General features: G+C 58.0%; 19 protein-coding genes. 10 read left to right on the top strand and 9 right to left on the bottom strand.

Features of this window, described 5'->3' with window-relative positions:
- Positions 1-8 precede the first annotated feature (8 nt).
- The gene (locus J8C06_RS09430) at positions 9-1,919 is read right to left on the bottom strand and encodes a GGDEF domain-containing protein (RefSeq protein WP_211428448.1); all 1,911 of its coding nucleotides are present in this window, start codon (positions 1,917-1,919) and stop codon (positions 9-11) included.
- Positions 1,920-2,151: 232 nt separating this feature from the next.
- Here J8C06_RS09430 and J8C06_RS09435 point away from each other — a divergent pair, with 232 nt between their 5' ends.
- The 5 genes from J8C06_RS09435 to J8C06_RS09455 all read left to right on the top strand — a co-directional run bounded on the left by J8C06_RS09435 (position 2,152) and on the right by J8C06_RS09455 (position 8,292).
- Positions 2,152-3,711, top strand: coding sequence for an acyl-CoA mutase large subunit family protein (locus tag J8C06_RS09435; protein ID WP_455423697.1), 1,560 nt, complete (start codon positions 2,152-2,154; stop codon positions 3,709-3,711).
- A gap of 75 nt (positions 3,712-3,786) precedes the next feature.
- Positions 3,787-5,064 carry a serine--tRNA ligase gene (gene serS, locus J8C06_RS09440; RefSeq protein ID WP_211428450.1) on the top strand — a complete coding sequence of 426 codons (1,278 nt, stop codon included), beginning with the start codon at positions 3,787-3,789 and terminating at the stop codon, positions 5,062-5,064.
- Positions 5,065-5,103: 39 nt separating this feature from the next.
- On the top strand, positions 5,104-7,254 hold the full coding sequence (locus tag J8C06_RS09445) for an ATP-binding response regulator (protein WP_211428451.1): 2,151 nt from the start codon (positions 5,104-5,106) through the stop codon (positions 7,252-7,254).
- Positions 7,255-7,266: 12 nt separating this feature from the next.
- Positions 7,267-7,659: a response regulator gene (locus J8C06_RS09450; protein ID WP_211428452.1), complete on the top strand. Its 393-nt coding sequence runs from the start codon at positions 7,267-7,269 to the stop codon at positions 7,657-7,659.
- Positions 7,660-7,842: 183 nt separating this feature from the next.
- Complete coding sequence (locus J8C06_RS09455) at positions 7,843-8,292, top strand: response regulator (protein ID WP_211428453.1); 450 nt, start codon at positions 7,843-7,845, stop codon at positions 8,290-8,292.
- 109 nt (positions 8,293-8,401) lie between these two features.
- Here the strand turns inward: J8C06_RS09455 and J8C06_RS15445 are convergent, their stop codons facing one another.
- Positions 8,402-8,650, bottom strand: coding sequence for a hypothetical protein (locus J8C06_RS15445; RefSeq protein WP_407064901.1), 249 nt, complete (start codon positions 8,648-8,650; stop codon positions 8,402-8,404).
- Between the two features lie 162 nt (positions 8,651-8,812).
- Complete coding sequence (locus J8C06_RS09465; RefSeq protein ID WP_211428455.1) at positions 8,813-9,298, bottom strand: P-loop NTPase family protein; 486 nt, start codon at positions 9,296-9,298, stop codon at positions 8,813-8,815.
- An 886-nt stretch (positions 9,299-10,184) separates the two neighbouring features.
- On the opposite strand from J8C06_RS09465, the gene J8C06_RS09470 reads away from it, so the two are divergent.
- The 5 genes from J8C06_RS09470 to J8C06_RS09490 all read left to right on the top strand — a co-directional run bounded on the left by J8C06_RS09470 (position 10,185) and on the right by J8C06_RS09490 (position 14,594).
- Positions 10,185-10,832, top strand: a complete 648-nt coding sequence (locus J8C06_RS09470; RefSeq protein ID WP_211428456.1) for a succinate dehydrogenase cytochrome b558 subunit — start codon at positions 10,185-10,187, stop codon at positions 10,830-10,832.
- 46 nt (positions 10,833-10,878) lie between these two features.
- A complete protein-coding gene (gene sdhA, locus J8C06_RS09475) occupies positions 10,879-12,657 on the top strand; it encodes a succinate dehydrogenase flavoprotein subunit (RefSeq protein ID WP_211428457.1) in 1,779 nt (592 codons plus the stop codon).
- Positions 12,658-12,695: 38 nt separating this feature from the next.
- Positions 12,696-13,385 (top strand): M949_RS01915 family surface polysaccharide biosynthesis protein, encoded by a 690-nt coding sequence (locus J8C06_RS09480; protein ID WP_211428458.1) that lies wholly within the window; start codon positions 12,696-12,698, stop codon positions 13,383-13,385.
- 104 nt (positions 13,386-13,489) lie between these two features.
- Positions 13,490-14,242, top strand: a complete 753-nt coding sequence (gene sdhB, locus J8C06_RS09485; RefSeq protein ID WP_211428459.1) for a succinate dehydrogenase iron-sulfur subunit — start codon at positions 13,490-13,492, stop codon at positions 14,240-14,242.
- A gap of 25 nt (positions 14,243-14,267) precedes the next feature.
- On the top strand, positions 14,268-14,594 hold the full coding sequence (locus J8C06_RS09490) for a rhodanese-like domain-containing protein (protein ID WP_211428460.1): 327 nt from the start codon (positions 14,268-14,270) through the stop codon (positions 14,592-14,594).
- A gap of 48 nt (positions 14,595-14,642) precedes the next feature.
- Here the strand turns inward: J8C06_RS09490 and J8C06_RS09495 are convergent, their stop codons facing one another.
- The 6 genes from J8C06_RS09495 to J8C06_RS09520 all read right to left on the bottom strand — a co-directional run bounded on the left by J8C06_RS09495 (position 14,643) and on the right by J8C06_RS09520 (position 19,404).
- Positions 14,643-15,611, bottom strand: a complete 969-nt coding sequence (locus J8C06_RS09495; RefSeq protein ID WP_211428461.1) for a Uma2 family endonuclease — start codon at positions 15,609-15,611, stop codon at positions 14,643-14,645.
- Between the two features lie 132 nt (positions 15,612-15,743).
- Entirely contained in the window at positions 15,744-16,589 is an 846-nt protein-coding gene (locus tag J8C06_RS09500; protein ID WP_211428462.1) for a glucose 1-dehydrogenase, read from the bottom strand.
- Between the two features lie 51 nt (positions 16,590-16,640).
- Positions 16,641-16,931, bottom strand: a complete 291-nt coding sequence (locus J8C06_RS09505; RefSeq protein WP_211428463.1) for a hypothetical protein — start codon at positions 16,929-16,931, stop codon at positions 16,641-16,643.
- Between the two features lie 30 nt (positions 16,932-16,961).
- Entirely contained in the window at positions 16,962-17,924 is a 963-nt protein-coding gene (locus tag J8C06_RS09510; RefSeq protein WP_211428464.1) for an ABC transporter permease, read from the bottom strand.
- An 89-nt stretch (positions 17,925-18,013) separates the two neighbouring features.
- Complete coding sequence (locus J8C06_RS09515; protein ID WP_211428465.1) at positions 18,014-18,535, bottom strand: tetratricopeptide repeat protein; 522 nt, start codon at positions 18,533-18,535, stop codon at positions 18,014-18,016.
- On the bottom strand, positions 18,532-19,404 hold the full coding sequence (locus J8C06_RS09520) for a 3'-5' exonuclease (protein WP_211428466.1): 873 nt from the start codon (positions 19,402-19,404) through the stop codon (positions 18,532-18,534). Before J8C06_RS09520 ends, J8C06_RS09515 begins: the two co-directional genes overlap by 4 nt.
- Positions 19,405-19,471 lie beyond the last annotated feature (67 nt).

Raw genomic sequence — 19,471 nt, forward strand, 5'->3', positions numbered from 1 at the left:
AACCGTCATCACCGATGCTCCGCCGGCAACGAGGACTCTGGCTGTGACGCGACGGTGACTTGATTCCGTCCATTTCGCTTCGAGGCATAAAGTGCCTTGTCGGCTAGCTCGACCAGTCTGTCGGGGGTGGTGGCCGCGGAAGACGGTAGGGCCGCGACCCCAAAGCTCGCCGTGATACGGAGGTCGCCGGCCGCCGTGGGAACAGGGCGCGTCTCGATTTGGCGGCGCAGACGCTCGGCAACATCGCGCGCGCCCTGAACCGGCGTACTCGGCAAGATAACGATGAATTCCTCACCGCCATAGCGACCGGCAATATCGGCGTCACGCAGCTTACCGCGCACCATCTTGGCCAAGTGCTGCAAGACCTCATTCCCAACCTCATGGCCATAGGTGTCGTTGACTTTTTTGAAATGGTCAATGTCGAACATGAGGACAGCCATCTGCCCATTCGCCGCGAGCGTCTTGGCAAATACTTCGGTGAGCTTCGCGCGGACAGTACGGGCGTTGAGCAGCCCAGTGAGGCCGTCCACGGTCGCCAGCTCATAGAGCCGAGCCTTTTCCAGTGCGCCGACCAACTGTTGACCGAGCGCCCGTAACATTTCCTCATCTTGCTCTGAAAACGCCCGTGCCTGGTGGCTCGCCACGCTAATCACACCAAGGGCCTTCTTTTCGGCTTCAAGGGGCACGCCCATCCAGGAACGATAAGGCAGCCGCTCCGTCAGCCAGCGGTAGCCATAGGAGCCGGCTTCCCGTTCAACATCACTGATGCGCAGTGCCTGCTTATGCTGGATACACCACTCAGCTAGCCCAAGCGCATCCACTTCAGGACGAGGAATCTCATGCTCACTGGTCGAGCTGCGCGATTGCCATTGCCCGCTTGGTTGAGCCTGAGCCTCGATTCCCCGGCGTTCAGCCTGTGGGCGATTCACAGCGACCGACTGCCACTCCAGGACTTGGGGCTTGATGCTATCTTGTGGAAACAGGTACACCGCCAGTGAATCCGCGCGAAACAAGGCGCGCCCTTCTTCATAAAGTGTTTTGAACAACTCGCGGCGTGTCTGGGCCGGATTGCTGAGCGCCCGCCCGACACCGACCAGAATTTTCATTTCGGCAATGGTCCGCTGTTGCCGTTCTGCCGCCTCACCCTGTTTGCTGAGCAAGGCGACTAGCGCCACCAGCACCGCGCACAAGGAAAAAACAGGGAGGAAGCCGGGCTGGGTGTACACCACGGCAATCATTACAGACAAGACGACGGTGGCGAACTCCGCCAGAAAGGTAACGACGGATTGCCGGGCACGCGCTTCCTGTACAAAGACCGTCAGCGAGATACCGCGCACCCATAGGTAAAGGAAGGATATGCTGACCCGCATGACGAAGACAGAGAGGTATATCAGTGGGATGGTCACCAACTCCCGCAGACCATACTGCGGGTCGGTGTGCCACTCATGGAGATAGCCAGCCTGCTCGACGGTACTTCCAGTCACCCCAATAAATGCCGTCACCCCACCCTGAAACACCAACTCGCCAAGCACGACATACCAGCCTCCCACCGGCAAGCTACGCTGCACCCGCTCGGCTTGTTGGCTTACCGATTCGAGGATGCCGGCAATGCCAAGTAATGTCACCGTTACCTCGATGGGGAAGACCAGAATGATCATCACCATGAGACCGTCTTCGGCGAGCGTTGGTGCGTAGGCTTTTGACCGGCGCCGCAAGAAAGCGCAGACCATGAGCAAAAGCAAGAAACCGGCCGCCGCCAAGCCATCCCGCTGAAGCCAGAAGCTAAAGGGGTTCCATCGCAGTTTCCCCGGCGTTTTTAGCTCAACGGCCAGGACGAGAAGCCATAGCAGCGTACCCAGCCCCCACAACAGCAGCCCATACGGTAAACCAAACGGCGTTCGACTAAGCCGGAACGGCATACGTGAATTTCAGATGAGTGGATTCCTGGAGGTCGTGTCCAAAAAGTAACGTTGAAAAAGTAGCCTTGGAAAAGGCGATTGCCGCATCAGTAGGAGGAGAATGTAGCAAACACGTCGTCAACAAACTATCATCTCACTACGCGCGTTCTTGCTCAGGGTAATTTCCACAACACGCCTCACCTTGGCGCATCCCCATTGCGGCACTATGTCATCAAAAACAGAAACTAAACGGTTGACATCGTCAAATATTGAACTCAAGCCAAGTTACCTCCCAGATGATGCGCCGGCAGCCAAGGCTGAAAGGCCGGGGGAATACCCGTTCACACGCGGCATTCACGCCACCATGTACCGCGCTAAGCTTTGGACCATGCGCCAGTACGCGGGCTTTGCAACGGCCGCTGAATCCAACGCTCGCTATCGCTACCTGCTTTCCCAGGGAACGACTGGCCTGAGCGTCGCCTTTGATTTGCCAACCCAGATCGGACTCGACTCTGATTCCCCCCTCGCGCTGGGTGAGGTCGGGAAAGTCGGCGTCGCCATTGACTCGCTCGAAGACATGGCGGTGTTGTTTGACGGCATCCCGCTCGACCAAGTTTCGACCTCGATGACCATCAATGCCACGGCTCCGATTTTGCTCGCGCTCTACATTGCGGTTGGCAAACGCCAGGGAGTGACACCCGACAAGCTCAACGGCACGGTACAAAACGACATTCTCAAGGAATACATTGCGCGTGGAACCTACATCTATCCACCCCGCCCCTCGCTGCGACTGATTACGGATTTGTTTGCTTACTGCGCCGGCGAAGTTCCCAACTGGAACACCATCTCGATTTCGGGCTATCACATCCGCGAGGCCGGCGCCACGGCCGTGCAGGAAATCGCCTTCACGCTGGCCGACGGCATTGCCTATGTCGAGGCCGCGATCGGGGCCGGTCTCGATGTGAACACCTTTGGTCCACGCCTGTCATTTTTCTTCAATGCCCATAACAACTTGTTTGAGGAAGTCGCCAAGTTTCGAGCCGCGCGACGCATGTGGGCCCACATCATGCGGGAGCGGTTTGGCGCAACCAACCCCAAGGCCTGGCAGTTGCGTTTTCACACGCAAACCGCCGGGAGCACCCTCACGGCGCAGCAGCCGGAAGTCAATGTCATTCGCACCACCATCCAAGCCCTGGCCGCCGTGATGGGTGGGACGCAATCGCTCCACACCAACGGGAAGGACGAGGCCCTGGGCTTGCCAACCGAAGAAGCGGCCCGGATCGCGCTCCGCACCCAACAGGTGCTGGCTTATGAGTCAGGGGTCGCCGATGTGGCCGATCCCCTGGGCGGGGCTTATTTCATCGAAGCTCTCACCGCCGAACTCGAACGCCGGGCCCTGGCTTACATTGAAAAAATAGACTCACTGGGCGGCATGTTGGCCGCCATCGAGCAAGGGTTTCCACAACGCGAGATTCAACAAGCGGCGTTTGAATACCAACGCGCCGTCGAGCGCAATGAAACCATCGTCGTCGGCGTCAACCGCTTTCAGGTTGACGAAGAACACTCCATTCCAATCCAACGCATAGACCCAGAAATCGAACGGGCGCAAGTCGAACGGGTGCGCGCCCTGCGCGCGCGACGCGACGCGACGGCCTGGGCAACGGCGCTTGACGCACTCGAAACCGCCGCACGCGGAACAGACAATCTGATGCCGTATATTCTCGCCGCCGTTGAAAGCTACGCGACTGTCGGTGAGATTTCAGATCGTCTGCGGCGCGTCTTTGGCGAGTACCAGGAAACCATCGTGTTCTAGTTGAGCCAAATTCTAGTTGCGCCAAACGCACTTTTCCGGTCATCGGCCGGTTCGCTCCGATGCACGCCCCTTACCATGCTTGGACTTGATGTCATCCGCCAAAACTTTGAACTGGTCTGCCAGTCGCTCGTCAACCGTCGGGCCGATCTCACGCTTGATGCCTTCCGCGAACTCGACGTATCCCGCCGCCGCCTCATCGGCGAAGTCGAACAACACAAAGCGACATTGAATCGCATCAGTCCCCAGATTGGCGCGTTGCTCAAAGCTGGACAGCAAACCGAAGCCGAAGCCAAACGCGCCGAGATGCGCGAGCTGAAGTCCAGTATCGAAATGCTCGAAGCCGAGCTTGAAAGCGTCGAGCACCGCTTGCAGGAGATTGTCCGCATCATCCCCAATCCGCCCCATGCCTCCGTTCCGATTGGCGACGAATCGGCCAACCAAGAAATCAGTCGGTGGGGTGAACCGCGTCAGTTTGATTTTCCTCCAAAGGATCACGTCGAGCTTGGCACGGCGCTGGGCATCCTGGACCTTGAACGTGCAGCCAAAATCTCCGGCGCGCGCTTCGCCGTGCTCAAAGGTGTTGGGGCCCGGCTCGAACGGGCGCTGATCAGCTTTATGCTCGACCTTCACCTCGATGAGCATGGCTACACCGAAGTGCTTCCGCCCTTTCTCGTCAATGGGGATGCGTTATTTGGCACCGGGCAGCTTCCCAAGTTTGAAGCAGACCTCTTCAAGCTGACCGATGAACGGGGGCTTTATCTCATTCCGACAGCAGAAGTCCCGGTCACGAATTTACACCGCAGCGAAGTACTCGACAGCGCACAGTTACCGCTGCGGTATGTTGCCTATACGCCCTGTTTTCGGAGCGAAGCCGGCAGCTACGGACGCGATACGCGCGGACTCATTCGCCAACACCAATTTGACAAGGTCGAACTGGTCGCCTTTGTCAAACCCGAAGAAAGTTACGCCGAACTCGAACGCCTGACGGCGCATGCCGAAGCCGTTTTGCAGCGCCTCGAGCTTCCCTACCGCAAGGTTGTCCTGGCGACCGGCGACCTGGGCTTTGCCTCAGCCAAGACCTACGATCTGGAAGTCTGGCTTCCCAGCCAGGGGATGTATCGGGAAATTTCTTCCTGTAGCAACTTTGAAGCCTTCCAGGCGCGGCGGGCCGACATTCGGTTTCGACGGGCGGCAGGCGCAAAGCCGGAATTCGTTCACACGCTCAACGGCTCGGGCCTGGCCGTTGGACGAACCTGGTTGGCGTTGCTCGAAAATCACCAGCAGCCGGATGGATCGGTGACGATTCCAACGGCGCTCCGCCCCTACTTGGGTGGGCTGGCGCAGATACCTTGATGACCACATTGCCAAGGTGCTTACGCGATCAGGAAGGCTATGGGCGAAGCTTCACCAATGCTGCCGGCGACCGATGAGCCGATGTTTCATGGCCGCCTGCATTACAAAATTCTCCTGACCACGCTGCTGTGCGCGGCGCCGCTCATTTTTGGCGTTGACTATCTGTTTTACCGCAATCTGCAACGTGACAAGATTGCCGAACAAAGTCGGCAGTTGCGACATATTGCGGCAACGACGGCAACACTGCTTGACATCACCGGACTCCCGATAGAACCACCAGGCGAAACACCATCAGGGGCAATGCCCGCGCTTGCCACCTTGACCGCACAGCTCTACGCCGTGCAGCGTGTCAACGAACTCGACCAGCCAATCGAGTTGTTTTACTGGCGGGAAGGTCATTTCACTCCGCTCGAAACAACGGTCGAGCGCCGACCACCGCGCCAACTCCGCCCAGAAGCTCACCAGGCCGTCCAGCGACGGGAGGCGCTGGCAACCGATGTGTACACCGACCTTCAGGGCACCTGGATTTCGGCCTATGCGCCGTTTCGTGGCACGTCCGATGCGTCAGTGATCGGCGTCGTCGCCATTCATGCCCGCGCCGACCGCATGAACCTGCTCATCGTTGATCACTTCAAAATGTTGTTTCTGGAAGTGACCCTGACGGGTTTGTTCATTGTTGTGTTCTTCTCGCTCATTCTACGCTACTTCGTCACCCAACCCCTGGGACGACTGCTGGCTGGCGTCCGTGCCATGGCGCGCCGCGAGTATGCTTACCCGATCTCAACCGCGGCCAACGATGAACTCGGCGCGCTGGCCCGGGCCTTTGTGCGTATGCGTGAAACGCTTCAGCACCATGTAGCGGAGCTGGAGTCGTTTGCCCAAACCCTTGAAGAAAAGGTCGAAGAGCGCTCGATTGACCTCATGAGCGCCAACCAGGAGCTTTTGCTGGCCAACTCTGAGCTGTATGAAAATCAGCGCCAGCTTCGCAAAATCAACGAGGACTTACGCCGTGCCAACCTCGCCGTGATGGAAACCAACCGGCTCAAATCCGAGTTTGTGGCGAATATGTCGCACGAACTTCGGACACCGCTCAACGCCATCATCGGCTACACATCCCTGTTGCAACGCGGACGTTACGGGACGCTCACCGACGCGCAAACCCGCGCACTGACGCGCATTTCCGAAAACTCAGCGAACCTCCTGGAGCTTATCAACACCTTCCTCGACTTCTCGAAGATCGCTGCTGGCAAGATGGAAGTCAACGTCAGTGAAGTTGACTTGGTGCAGTTCTTGTCCGAGACGATTGCGCCACTCGATGCGCTCGCGCGGGCCAAAGGTCTGACGCTCAACATCGAAGTGCCGCCCCAGATGCCGTCGGTGTCAACCGATCCGGTCCGTTTGCGGCAGGCGGTTACCAATCTCGTCTCCAATGCGCTCAAGTTTACGGAGCGTGGGAGCGTGACCATTGCCCTACAGATAGAGCCTGGTGCGGAGACGTTCACCATCGAGGTTCGGGATACCGGTATCGGCATCGCCGAGAAAGACCTTCCCCACATCTTCGAGGAGTTTCGGCAGGTGGATGGCTCGTCCACACGCAAATACGGGGGCACTGGACTAGGGCTGTCCATTGCCAAGAAAAACGTCATGCTGCTCGATGGCGTCATCGAAGTCGAAAGCGAGGAGGGCCGCGGTTCCACCTTTCGAGTGCGGCTGCCACTGCGCCTGCGCGAGCACGAGATGATGGAAGCCAGCGAAAAACCCGCGATTCCCCTGCGGCCCTCCCCAGATAACCGCATCATCCTGTGCATTGATGATGAGCCGGACCTGACGCAGCAGTTGAAAAACTTGCTCGACCTGACCAACTACACCGTCATCGGCGCGCGCAATGTCACCGAGGGGCTAGAACTCACCGCCGTGCTCCGGCCGCGGGTCGTGGTGCTCGATCTCATCCTGCCGGGCGCAAGCGGACTCGCATACCTTGAACGACTGGCCGAAGACCCAAACCTTCAGGGCATCCCAGTGATTGTCGTCAGTCAGGCGGACCGCCGAATGGCTCAGGCAGCATTCGAGTTTCCAATGGTGATTGGCTACCATCCCAAGCCATTGGATCGGACGTGGCTGCTCAACAACCTCCGTAAGATTGAGCAAGAAACCTTGCACCGCTCACCAATGAGCCTTGCGACCGGGTAGCCCAAAATCGCCATGACGCGCATTCTGGTAGTTGAAGACAACATGGATAGCCGTGACATTCTCACCTTCGAACTCGAGGCTGAGGGCTACGCCGTACAAGCCGTGAGCGACGGACTTAGCGCAGTCGAAGCGGTTGCCAGTTTTCAGCCTGATCTGATCATCATGGATATTTCGCTGCCGACCATTGATGGGCTGGAGGCGACCAGGCGCATCAAGACGCAACCTGATTTCGCTGATATTCCGGTGTTGGCGCTTACCGCGCACGCGATGACCGAAGATGAAGCTCGTTTCCGGGCGGCGGGCTGCGACCACTATCTGGCCAAGCCGACCAGTCCCGAAGCGGTGCTCCGTACCGTCCGTCAGCTTTTGGCGCAACCGCGCCCTGGGTCAGCTTCCGTCTGTTAAGGGTTTCCAATCCAAGTAGCCGGCGCCATACAACCGGCTCGGCTACGGAACAGGCATCAAACTTTCAGGCATCAAACCTTTGCAGCAGAAGGCTGGACAAGCATCACTAAATCGTGGAAAGTGAACACGCAGGCCATCGCGCGTGGCGAGTCGGCGCAACTTCTGTCCCCTTTCGCAAGCTCCATGGGACATTCTCCATCACAAAAGCCTCGCATTCTGGTCATAGATGACAACCAAGACGTACTCGACCTGCTCCACGACGAACTCACCGCTGAGGGGTACGCAGTCGAAACAGCTTCTGACGGACTCGCTGGGCTGCGCGCGCTCAAGCGCTCCAAACCAGACTTGGTCATCATTGACATCATGATGCCACACGTTAGCGGGCCGGCCGTTATGACGCTCATTGGTGAGAAAGAGCACTACCGGGAGCTTCGAGACGTGCCCATGCTGATTATTTCAGCCCAGTCCAACATCGAGTATGTTCGTGAGGAAGGGTTGCCATTGACCGAGTCAGACTACCTGACCAAGCCGATTGACTTTGACCGTCTGCACGAACTCATCCAGCGCAAGTTGGCTCAGAGTATCTCGGAGGATGCGCCTCGGCCTGATACTACCCATTGGGTACAGGCTTGATGCCACGCCTTTTGGGCGCGTATCTGAAAGCTCCCAACCAGTGCGCTTTGGTTTAGCCTCCACGACTGAACACGCAAGCACGGATGCCGATAACCTTTAGCCACGTCCGTCAGGGCGTGAGGGCAGCGCCATTCCTGCTATCCTCAAGTCCTCCTATCCTCAAGGCGCAAAGCGCCGACGGAACAGCACCCTGCGCCTGCGGGGATGGCGCGAAACCCAATCGGGTCATCCCCCAACTGTCGGTGTGTCGGCACCTCCTCCTGCGCTTAGGCGGGTAGCCATGCTTGCGGAGGAGGTGCTTGGACAAAACACGGAGCTTCGCCCGCGCGTTCTCGTGCAGCGTCCGTTTGACCGTCATGTGTTTGCGTCCCGTCTCGATTAGCTCTCGGGCAATGGCGCGTTGTTCGTCCAGCGGCGGCACGCCCACATCAGGTGGGGCGAAGCAGACCAACGTATTGCTTGCGGAGTGCGGAGACGACAAGCGAAGCTTGCTGGTGAAACCTCCCAATCAAAGCGAGTGTTAGCCTTCGATGTATTCATCAATGCGCTTGTACTCTCGTTTTTTGCCCGAGAAGTGTTCGAAAAGCAGTCGGTGGCGGTGTAAGCCGTATTCGTCGGATCGGGTTTCGTATTCGCGGACCCAGGCAACCAAATTGGCTAACATCTCTTGCTGCTCCTTCTCAGTCGGGAATTTTTCTGGCTCCCACGGCCTCTTCAGGCAGTGGTCAACACATACCTCAATGCCAGGGTTCAAGAACCGTAATTCCTCGCAGAAAGGCAGTGCCACCTCAACCAAGTCGCTATAGCAACCCTCAATAATCCAGTGCTCGTTGTCGTCTAGGAACTTGCGGAGAACTTGTACGCTTTCTTCAAAAGGCTTGCGTTCAGCGCCTTGTCCCCAAGCGATTTCGTCAAGAGAAAGGTGTGGAACCGACAGACCCTGCATCAACCGACGAGCCATCGTACTTTTTCCGGCTCCCGCATTACCCAAAAGGATGATTCTCATGGTTGGTTTCTGATAAGGCTAACGTGAGATTGGGCTTATCAAAGCAGGGTGTGGCGTTAGGGATGGTGCCATGTAATGTGCTTCATGGGCCAACTTCAAGGCTTTATCTACCACATCATCTACCACATCGCCTCATATTGCCTTGTCGTTTGGCTGGTCATTACCGTCAGGATCATCGAAGTTCACACTAACCCTAAACGAGTAGCTGCTTTGAGGCTGGCGGCCGCCACTGCTCGTAGCTGTCGCAGTCATTCGTTCACATACCTAAAGGCAGGCAAGGTACCAATCCCGGCTGAACGGTCGCTGACTCATGGCTGGACTCATGGCTGATTGATATACGCCCGGTTGTATGACAAACGTACAGCCGCAAATCGAGGGAACAAGCCATTGAGATATTCTGCCCTGCGCGTATGCTCACTCACAAGATTGAGCTTTGCTCAACGGCGGCCCAAGCGTAGCGGCTGGCCAGGCCATGAGAGTGGCGCAGTCCGCCTGCGACCGGTCACTTGCCGAATAGAAATAGAAGAAGCGCCAATCACGGGGTTGAGCAACGGATGCGGCACACGTTGAGCCTACTGTTGGGCGGCTGTTGTCAGCCGCCGCTTGCCAACGACTAATGGGCTAAAACCCGGCGACGAAGCGGTAAAACCGTCGGCAAGAACGTACGCTCACATACAAAAGCCCATTGCAATCGTTTAGGCTTGTCCTATAATCAACCCGGTTTTCCTCCTCCGGTGGTGCGCATTTCGGCGCTGGATTGCTTCCGCTGATGCCCCGCCGAGACTCGTCGCCGCCTTCCTCCCCCAAGTCGTCTTACTTCGCTTCGTGTGTTCGTGACGCGGGGTCGCTTGGGAAGCGCGTGCGCCACCTGGCTTACTGAGGTCTCATGAGCATCGTCCTGAGTAACCACTTTCTTGCCCGTCGGCTGCATTCGCTCAGTGGCGTTATCCCGATTGGGGCGTTTTTACTGGAACATCTTTACACCAACTTCCACGCCGTAGCCGGACCGGCAGCGTTCAATGAAGCCGTCAAAGGCATTCAGGAATTGCTACCAGGTCCGATGCTGCCACTGGCCGAGCTGTTTCTCATTGGACTGCCGATTGCCTTCCACGCCATTTACGGCATTTACATTGCTTACACATCGAAAAACAATGTGTTGAGTTACAGCTATGCGCGTAACTGGAACTACTTGTTGCAGCGTGTAACAGGGGTCATCCTGTTGTTCTTCATCACCGCGCATGTGCTGACGCTGCGCTTTGGGATAGGCGGTTTGGGGCTGGCGGTCGCGCACCATCCCGACCAGGCCTTCACCATCGTGCAATACTGGCTGGCACAGCCGATCTTCCTTGCCTTCTATGTGTTAGGCATTTTCTCGGCGGCTTTTCACCTAGCTAACGGTTTGTGGACGTTTGCTATCGTGTGGGGAATTACCGTTAGCACGCGCTCCCAGCAGACGTTTTCCTATGCCTGTGCCGTTTTCGGGGTAGCGGTCTTTGCCGTTGGCGTCCGCGCCGCATTTGCCTTTGTTCCATAGACACTGTTCCACGGAACTGGCCTCCATTTCACGAATCAAAGCACCCATGAGTAAAAAACCAAACATCATTGTCGTTGGGGGCGGGCTGGCCGGATTGATGACGACCATCAAAGCCTGCGAACTCGGTTACACCGTTGATCTGTTCTCACTCGTTCCCGTCAAGCGGTCCCATTCGGTCTGCGCCCAGGGTGGAATCAATGGGGCAGTCAACACCAAAGGCGAGGGCGATTCCACTTACGAGCACTTCGATGACACCGTTTACGGTGGTGACTTCCTCGCCGAGCAGCCACCGGTCAAAGCGATGTGCGATATGGCGCCAGACATCATTTACATGTTTGACCGCATGGGTGTGCCGTTCTCGCGTACCCGTGAAGGACTGATTGACTTTCGGCGGTTTGGCGGCACGAAGCACCATCGCACGGCGTTTGCTGGCGCAACCACCGGGCAGCAACTTCTCTACGCCCTTGACGAGCAGGTGCGCCGCTACGAAGCCGAAGGCAAGGTCTATAAGTACGAAGGGTGGGAGTTTTTGTCCGGCGTCATCGAAAATGGGCGCTGCTACGGCATTACGGCCATGAACCTCCAGTCGTTGGAAGTCAAGGCATTTGCCGGCGCCGCCGTCGTCATGGCGACCGGCGGGATTGGGGCGATTTTTGGTAAGTCCACGAACTCTGTCATCTGTACCGGGAGCGCCCAGGGCATGCTTTACCGGCAGGGCGTCAAGTACGCCAATGGGGAATTCATCCAGGTTCACCCAACGGCGATTCCCGGCGAAGACAAGCTCCGGTTGATGTCCGAAAGCGCCCGCGGTGAGGGCGGCCGCGTGTGGGTTCCGCGCACGCCGAAGGACCAGCGCGCGCCCAAGGACATTCCCACTTCTGAGCGGTGGTACTTCCTCGAAGAAAAGTATCCTGAGTATGGCAACCTTGTTCCGCGCGACATTGCCACCCGCGAAATTTTCCAGGTCTGTCTCGATGGCTATGGCGTTGGCGGTAAGTTCCAGGTTTACCTTGACCTCACCCACATCCCCCGCGAACAGCTCGACCGCAAACTGGGCGGCATTCTCGAAATTTATGAAATGTTTGTCGGCGACGACCCACGCGAGACGCCTATGCGGGTGTTCCCCGGCATGCACTACACGATGGGTGGGCTGTGGGTGGACTACGAGCAACAAACCAACATTGCCGGACTCTACGCCGTTGGCGAGTGCGATTACTCCATTCACGGCGCAAATCGGTTGGGGGCAAACAGTCTGCTTTCCTGTGTGTACGCTGGCATCGTCGCTGGGCCAGCAGCGGTGAACTTCGCCAAAAATAACTCGACCAAAGACCCGCTTGATCCGATTTTTGAGCGCGAACGCGCGCGCCAGGCGGCGCTCAACGAAGCCATCAAAACCAAACGCGGCACGGAAAACCCGCGAGTCCTGCACGAAGAACTCGGTCGGATCATGACCGAAAACGTCACTGTGATTCGGTACAATGACCGCCTGCGCCAGACGGATGAAAAGCTTCAGGAGCTGCTCGAACGTTATGAGCGGATCAACCTCAACGAGCAAAACTACTGGGCAACCCAAGCAATTCCGCATGCCCGGCAGCTAGAAAATATGCTGCACCTGGCGCGGGCCATTACGCTGGGCGCACTCAACCGGGACGAGTCGCGTGGCGCGCACTACAAACCAGACTTCCCGGAGCGGGATGATGAGCGCTTCCTGAAAACGACCATTGCAACCTGGACACCAGAGGGGCCGCAGTTGACCTATGAGGATGTCAACGTAAGCCTTATCAAGCCGCGCAAGCGTGACTACTCGAAGAAAAAGGCGGCTTGAGGTCACTGTCTATCGAACCAACCAGGAGCGAATCCAACGTGAACCCCCCTCTAAACTACATATCCCTGATGGCAGGTCTCTGGTTTAGCTGGCTGTTGTCCCCGGCCTGGCTGGTCACGGCCCAGGCCAGTCCTGCGCCGCGTGGGCAGAAGATGTCCGTGACACCGGTTACGAGTGTCCCAACCGGGATGCGCGGCTTGTTCAAAGGCAACTTCAGGTACGGTTTGCGCTGGACTGACCTCAGCGGTGATAACTGGCTTATCCTTACCCAAACCGGTGACTTTACACCGCCTGGACGGCGCCCCAGTCCAGATGAGCCGGACGAGTCACGCCATTCGGAGTTGTATGCTTACCGCTTTGTCAATGCGGCTGGTGTTTTTTCACCGGCCTGGCAAATCACAGACTTCGTACGCGACTGCCCGCTCGACATTACGGCTGAGTTCATTGTTCCGGCAACCGAGGTGACTGACCTCAACGGCAATGGCGTCGCCGAAGTGTGGGTTATGTATAAAACAGCTTGCCGGGGCGATGTCAGCCCGGCCACGCTCAAAATCATCATGTACGAAAGCAACAAAAAGTATGCCATGCGAGGGAATGCCCGCATCCAACTGCCGGATTTCTCGGAGGGTGGTGACAAGAACCCGGACGCCGCACTCCGGGCCAACCGGACGTTTCTTCAGCACGCTGAGCGGAAGTGGCAGAAGTTCTGCAGGGAAACCTTTGAGTAAACAGGCTTGGTGCCAGCAGCACCACATCGAATGTGATAGCGCCAGCCAAGTCTGCAAGTGATGTAAGTCAAGTGATGCCGCCCCCCGAACATGGAGATGGCCAGATGACCCGTGAAAACATTGTCCTCAGAATCAAGCGTCAGGATGCCCCTGACAAACCGGCGCGGTGGGAAGAGTTCTCGCTTCCCTACCGCCCGAACATGAACATCATTAGTTGTTTGATGGAAGTGCAAAAACAACCTGTCACGGCGTCGGGGGAAGCCACGACACCTGTGGTCTGGGAATGCTGCTGTTTGGAGCACGTTTGTGGTTCCTGCTCGATGGTGATCAACGGCAAAGCCCGTCAATCGTGTAGCACGCTCGTGGACAAACTCGAAGAGGGGCCGATTACCCTTGAGCCGATGACCAAGTTTCCGGTCATCCGTGATTTGCAGGTTGACCGTTCGCGGCTCTTCAACGATCTCAAAAAGGTCAAAGCCTGGATTCCGCTCGATGGCACGTACGCCATGGGGCCTGGGCCGCGGCTCGACCAGAAAACCACTGAGATTCGCTACAAGCTTTCCACGTGCATGTCCTGCGCAGTGTGTATGGAAGTGTGCCCGCAATACAACGAGCGTTCGGCTTTTGTTGGTCCGTCAGTGCTCAATCAGGTGCGCTTGATGAACCTGCACCCAACTGGCAAGCTCAATCAAGACGAGCGGTTAGAAACCATCATGGGGGATGGGGGCATTACCGATTGTGGCAATGCCCAGAACTGCGTCAAAGCTTGTCCGAAGAACATCCCACTGACTGAATCCATTGCCGATCTTGGACGACAAACGACCATTCGTGGCTTGTTTGGTTGGCTCATGCCCTGAGCGTCCAAAGCCATGAAAAGCCGCTATGACCGACATCCAGCACATCACGGCCACCGAACTCGCCCAACGTCTGGCAGATGGGCAGCCGGTCAACCTTCTGGATGTGCGCGAAGCCTGGGAGTACGACTTCAATCGCATTCCCGGCGGAACGTTACATCCGATGAGTGACATGGCAGATTGGGCCACAAAACTTGATCCGGCGCAGGCATACGTCATTTATTGCCACCATGGCATTCGGAGCATGCACGCCTGCGCCTATCTGCGCAGGCGGGGCTTTACCCAACTTTTCAACTTGGTGGGCGGAATTGATGCTTGGTCGCGCGAGGTTGATCCAACCGTTCCACTTTACTAGCTTCCATAAATTCCATCGCTGCTCAATTATCGCCTTGTACGCAGGCAGCTACTGAGCGCGCAGGCGAGCGAGTTCAGCCTCAAGTTGGGTGCGAGCCTGGCGTTCCGCTTCAGCGCGGGCTTCAGCTTCCAAACGGGCTTGCTGTTCCGCCTCTTTTGCTTGGCGTTCAGCTTCGGCACGCGCTTCAGCTTCAAGCTTTGCCTGGCGCTCGGCTTCGGCACGCGCTTCAGCTTCAAGCTTTGCCTGGCGCTCGGCTTCAGCGCGGGCTTCAGCTTCAAGCTTTGCCTGGCGCTCGGCTTCAGCGCGGGCTTCAGCCTCAAGCTTTGCCCGGCGCTCGGCTTCGGCACGAGACTCCGCTTCCAAGCGCGCTGCCTCCTCTGCCCATAACCGCTCCACCTCCGCACGGACCAGCTTACTCGCCGTCCCCCCTCCCAACAGCGGCTCAACCTCAAACGTCGCGCCCCCCAACCCCTCTAACCCAAATGCCTCGCCCCGCCGATAAACCCTCACCTCCCCGTACTTCCCATCCTCTACCACCGGACGCCGATGCACGACCACCTGCTCTTTCCCCACGTCCACAATCACGTACTCCCCAAGCCCACGCCGCGCATACTCCTCCAGCTTTACCACGTAGTCGTCCCGCCGATTCGTGCTCACTACTTCCACCGCTACCACCGCCGTATCCTGCGCCAGCCACACGATCCCACTCCGAGCATCCAACCCGGCACTTGCATCTGCCAGTTTCTGATACACCAGCACGTCAGGTATTCGTATGGTATCCACTTCCGTCTGCAACCCGAGTTGTACGGCTTCGTACAGTAGTCCCCGCTCGGCAATCGCGCGGTTGAAGAGATGAAGCAGGGCCGTGATGATGAGTTGATGTCGTTCGCTCGGTGGAGGCATTTCAACGGGGATGCCGCGGACGAGTTCATAACGGCGGTCGTCGTCCTGACCGTAGGTGAGAAACTCTTCAACCGTCAAGCGGCGGGGTGGCGCAGTTACGACAGGTGCAGACACAGCGGCAGTTTCCCCCAAAAACAACCTCTGGCACAGACGCCAACACCAACCAGTGTGACCGAAACCAAAGGTTGACGGCAAGGTACGGGCCGAACCACAGACGAGTCAGCCCCAGCATCACCTAGTACGCACTCAGGATTGCCCCAAAGCTGCCTGGATGCCTCTGGTTAGAGATTCGCGTAGGTGCTGATATTCAGTCCAAGACCGGCCGGCAATGAGTCCGCCATCCACGACAAGCGCATGCCCATTGACGAATCGCGCATCGTCGCTGGCTAGCCAGAGCACAGCCTGCGCGATGTCCACGGGTTGGCCGGCGTGACGAAGTGGCTGCGCGTTGACTTGCATTGGGGCCATCAGTGGCGCAAGCGCGCGCGCCACCTCTGGTGGAAGTCCAAAAGCATTGCCGAAAATGCCGGTGGCAATGAAGCCCGGACAAACGCAGTTGACCCGGATGCCCTGCTCGCCCAATTCCATGGCGACGGAATGGGTCAGGTGGATGACGGCCGCTTTGCACGCACTGTAGATGTGCGGCGCGTGGCCGGTGCGCAGCCCGGCTACGCTGGCGGTGCTCACGATGCTCCCAGCGCGGCGTGGCAGCATCACCCGCGCGGCATGCTTCATACCCAGAAAAACGCTCCGCAGAAGCAGGGCTATCGTCTGGTCAAAGCCTTCCGATGGGGTTTCAGCAATCGGACCCGAAACACCCTGCGCCCCGGCGTTGTTATACATGATGTCGAGTACGCCAAACTCAGCAACGGCAACATCCACGAGTGCGGCAATATCGTCCTCGCGGGTGACATCAGCTCGCTTGTAGATGGCGCGCTCGCCAAGTTCGGCCGCGATCTCCCGACCGCGCTCATCCTGAATGTCACTCAAAACGACGGCCGCGCCTTCGGCATGAAACAGCCGGGCCGTCGCCTCACCAATGCCGCTGGCCGCGCCCGTCACGACCGCAACCTTCCCGTCGAGTTTACCCATAACTTGCTCCGTTGTGTTCAAGATATTGTGCGCTGATGGGTTGATTGATGGCTAGCCACCAAAGAAGCGCTTGATGCGCTCCCAGAAGGATGGCTTGGGAATATCGAATGGTTGATTGAACTCTGGGATTGGCGCCGGCTCTTGAAAGGCTTCAGGACTCCGCGACTCTCGCAGACGGCGGATACGGCTTGACATGGGTGTTTCGAGGTCGGATGGCGGCGAAGTCGTCTCCGCTGGGGGCATCACCGGCGCTAAGCCGGAGCGATTCGACCGCGCCACCTCACCGGATGCCGGGCGGCGTGCGCTATCACTGCGCAGGCGGGATGGGCTTTCATCTTCCACAGGACAAACTCCTCAAAAGAAACCGGCAGATTATCGGTCCATGGCAATCCGTGGGTCAAGAAACCGGTAGAGCAGGTCGGTCAAGGTGTTGACCGTGACATACGTCAACGCGATGGCAAGCAAGTTGGCCTGAACCTGATTATACTCGCGCTCATTGATGGCCCGCACCGTGAGGTCTCCGACGCCCGGCATCGAGAAGATGGTTTCGGTGACGATGGCTCCGGTGAGGATGATGCCAAACTGTAGCCCAATGATGGTGACGACCGGAATGAGGCTGTTTTTGAGAACGTGCTTGAACAGCACGACCCGTTCTGGAAGCCCTTTGGCGCGTGCCGTCCGCACGTAATCCTCGCCTAACTCCTCGATGACGCTGGAGCGCACCAGGCGCGTCAAAATGGCGGCCATGGCCAGGCCAAGCGTTGTCGCCGGCAAGATGAAATGCTCGAAACCATCACTCCCTGAAACCGGCAGCCAATCCAGATAAACCGCAAAAACGAGAATGGACAGCGGCCCAATCACAAAGTTGGGAAGCGCAATGCCGCCCAGCGACACAACTGAGATGGATGTATCCAGCCAGCGTCCACGCGCAACGGCCGCCGCAATCCCCAGTGGTACGGCAATGATGACCGCGACCAGCATCGCCGCGCCCGCCAGCTTGAGCGTCGTCGGGTAACGTTTCAGCAACTCACGCATGACATTTTTGCCACCGAACGTCTCACCCAAATCACCCCGCAGGATGCCACGGTGTTTGTCTGCGCCATCGGTCGTTGGTGCGCCAAACCAGAGCCGGTAATACTGCTGCCAAAGCGGCAAATCGAGGCCGTGCTTGTGACGCAGTGCCTGAATTTCTTCTGGGCGGGCGCTGTCGCCAAGGTACATCACGACAGGATCGCCGGGCACCAGGTGAATCAGCACAAACACCAGTGTCACGACCGCCCACATCACCGGCACGACTATCGCCATGCGCTTGAGAAAGGAAAGAACAACGACCATGACAAGTAGCGCGACGGTTGCCGCCCTGCCTTGGCGCGCATCACGGAGTCGGCACCCCGGCCAAGGAAGTCGCGGTTACGAAACCGGCGTTAGTTGAGCCGGCATTGAAGGTTGCGGATGGCCTTCTTGGCGGCTGCATAGTCTGGATTATACGCCAATGCCGTCGTGTATTCGCGCATGGCGTCCAACCACCGTCCCTGGAATTCCAGCACCCGGCCATAGTTGAAATGCGGGTAGAAATAGCATTCGTAGCGCTTGGCCTTCATGGCACGCTGCAACCAAAGCGTGGATGAAAGGGGGTCGTCACGCTCGATGAGATAGGCCCCAATGTCGTTGTAGGGATTGCCAAAGTCTGGATCGAGTTCAATCGCCCGGAGGCATTCAGCAATGGCGCGGTCGAGATCGCCCAGGAAGCTGTACGTCCAACCAAGAAAGGTGTGGGCTTCAGCCGTTGGGTGGAGTGCAATCGAACGTTCATAGAGCAAGATGGCTTCGTCGAGCTTGCCTTCCATCTGACGCTGATAAGCCGTTTGGAAGTAGTGCGTCGCTTCACGCTCGGCTAGATCATCTGTCGTATCGAGATGTTCAAAGTTATCGCGCGCGTCATTCATAGTGATTCATCCTCGTTGGGAAGCCGAAGTCGTCGCTGGTTTGACCGCTGTCGTTTTGCCATGAGGGCAGTTGCCGCTTCAACCGTTGTGATACCTTCGGCGACGAGCCGGTTCAACAATCGCAGGAAAAGCTGGGCGGTTGCAAGCGCGTCTCCCGATGCGCGGTGACGGGCTGGGTTGGAGATGCGGAAGTGGTCAGTCACGCAATCGAGGCGGTAGCTATCCAGTCCGGGGACGAGGCGGCGCGCGAGCTGAACCGTACACAGCGTCGGAGCCTCCCAAACGAAGGTTTCGTCAGCCCGCGTCAGCTCGGCCGTCAGAAAGCGCCGATCAAAGCTGGCATTATGGGCAACGACGACCGTCTGGACGAGACGCGCGCGAAGCTGCGGGGCAATTGCCGCAAACGGCGGGGCATCGGCCACCATGGCGTCACTAATGCCAGTCAGCGCCGTGATGAGCGGCGGGATTGGCTCGCCTGGATTGACCAAACTGGTGAAGGTGTCCGTCATCTCACCGCGTTCGATCAGGACACAGGCGACTTCAGTAATCCGTCCGTGCCGGGAACTACGGCCGGTCGTTTCCACATCAATGACGGCAAAGCGACTCTCCAGAAGCAACTGGGGCCAATCAGGCGTGGGGTGCGCCAGATAGGCTTGCCAGCGGATACAGTTGTCATCACCCAAAATGGCTTCTGGAATCTGCTCAAGGAACGGCAGCAGTATCCGGCGGACAAGCTCCGGTGATGCCTGCGGCGCTTTGAGCAGCTCACGCCCCAGCGTCGTTAGGGAAACCGGACCCGGCGCCGCTGACAGGCGGGCGCGCAGGGTTCTCAACAGGGTGGGTGAAGCGCCTACCGTTTCGTTCGCCAAGGTTTGGGCAACTCCGCAGAAAAGCCAGACCAAGCAGCCATCCCGACGGCGCGGCGCGGACTCGCAG

The organism is Chloracidobacterium validum (genome assembly GCF_018304825.1).
In the GTDB taxonomy this organism is placed as follows: domain Bacteria; phylum Acidobacteriota; class Blastocatellia; order Chloracidobacteriales; family Chloracidobacteriaceae; genus Chloracidobacterium; species Chloracidobacterium validum.

Bases quoted from the DNA above. Each gene is read 5' to 3' on its own strand.
- J8C06_RS09450 (WP_211428452.1), top strand. From the start codon at position 7,267: ATGACGCGCATTCTGGTAGTTGAAGACAACATGGATAGCCGTGACATT.
- J8C06_RS09445 (WP_211428451.1), top strand. From the start codon at position 5,104: ATGGGCGAAGCTTCACCAATGCTGCCGGCGACCGATGAGCCGATGTTT.
- J8C06_RS15445 (WP_407064901.1), bottom strand. From the start codon at position 8,650: ATGACGGTCAAACGGACGCTGCACGAGAACGCGCGGGCGAAGCTCCGT.
- J8C06_RS09510 (WP_211428464.1), bottom strand. From the start codon at position 17,924: ATGGTCGTTGTTCTTTCCTTTCTCAAGCGCATGGCGATAGTCGTGCCG.
- sdhB (WP_211428459.1), top strand. From the start codon at position 13,490: ATGACCCGTGAAAACATTGTCCTCAGAATCAAGCGTCAGGATGCCCCT.
- sdhA (WP_211428457.1), top strand. From the start codon at position 10,879: ATGAGTAAAAAACCAAACATCATTGTCGTTGGGGGCGGGCTGGCCGGA.
- serS (WP_211428450.1), top strand. From the start codon at position 3,787: ATGCTTGGACTTGATGTCATCCGCCAAAACTTTGAACTGGTCTGCCAG.
- J8C06_RS09515 (WP_211428465.1), bottom strand. From the start codon at position 18,535: ATGAATGACGCGCGCGATAACTTTGAACATCTCGATACGACAGATGAT.
- J8C06_RS09490 (WP_211428460.1), top strand. From the start codon at position 14,268: ATGACCGACATCCAGCACATCACGGCCACCGAACTCGCCCAACGTCTG.
- J8C06_RS09470 (WP_211428456.1), top strand. From the start codon at position 10,185: ATGAGCATCGTCCTGAGTAACCACTTTCTTGCCCGTCGGCTGCATTCG.
- J8C06_RS09455 (WP_211428453.1), top strand. From the start codon at position 7,843: ATGGGACATTCTCCATCACAAAAGCCTCGCATTCTGGTCATAGATGAC.
- J8C06_RS09430 (WP_211428448.1), bottom strand. From the start codon at position 1,919: ATGCCGTTCCGGCTTAGTCGAACGCCGTTTGGTTTACCGTATGGGCTG.
- J8C06_RS09465 (WP_211428455.1), bottom strand. From the start codon at position 9,298: ATGAGAATCATCCTTTTGGGTAATGCGGGAGCCGGAAAAAGTACGATG.
- J8C06_RS09500 (WP_211428462.1), bottom strand. From the start codon at position 16,589: ATGGGTAAACTCGACGGGAAGGTTGCGGTCGTGACGGGCGCGGCCAGC.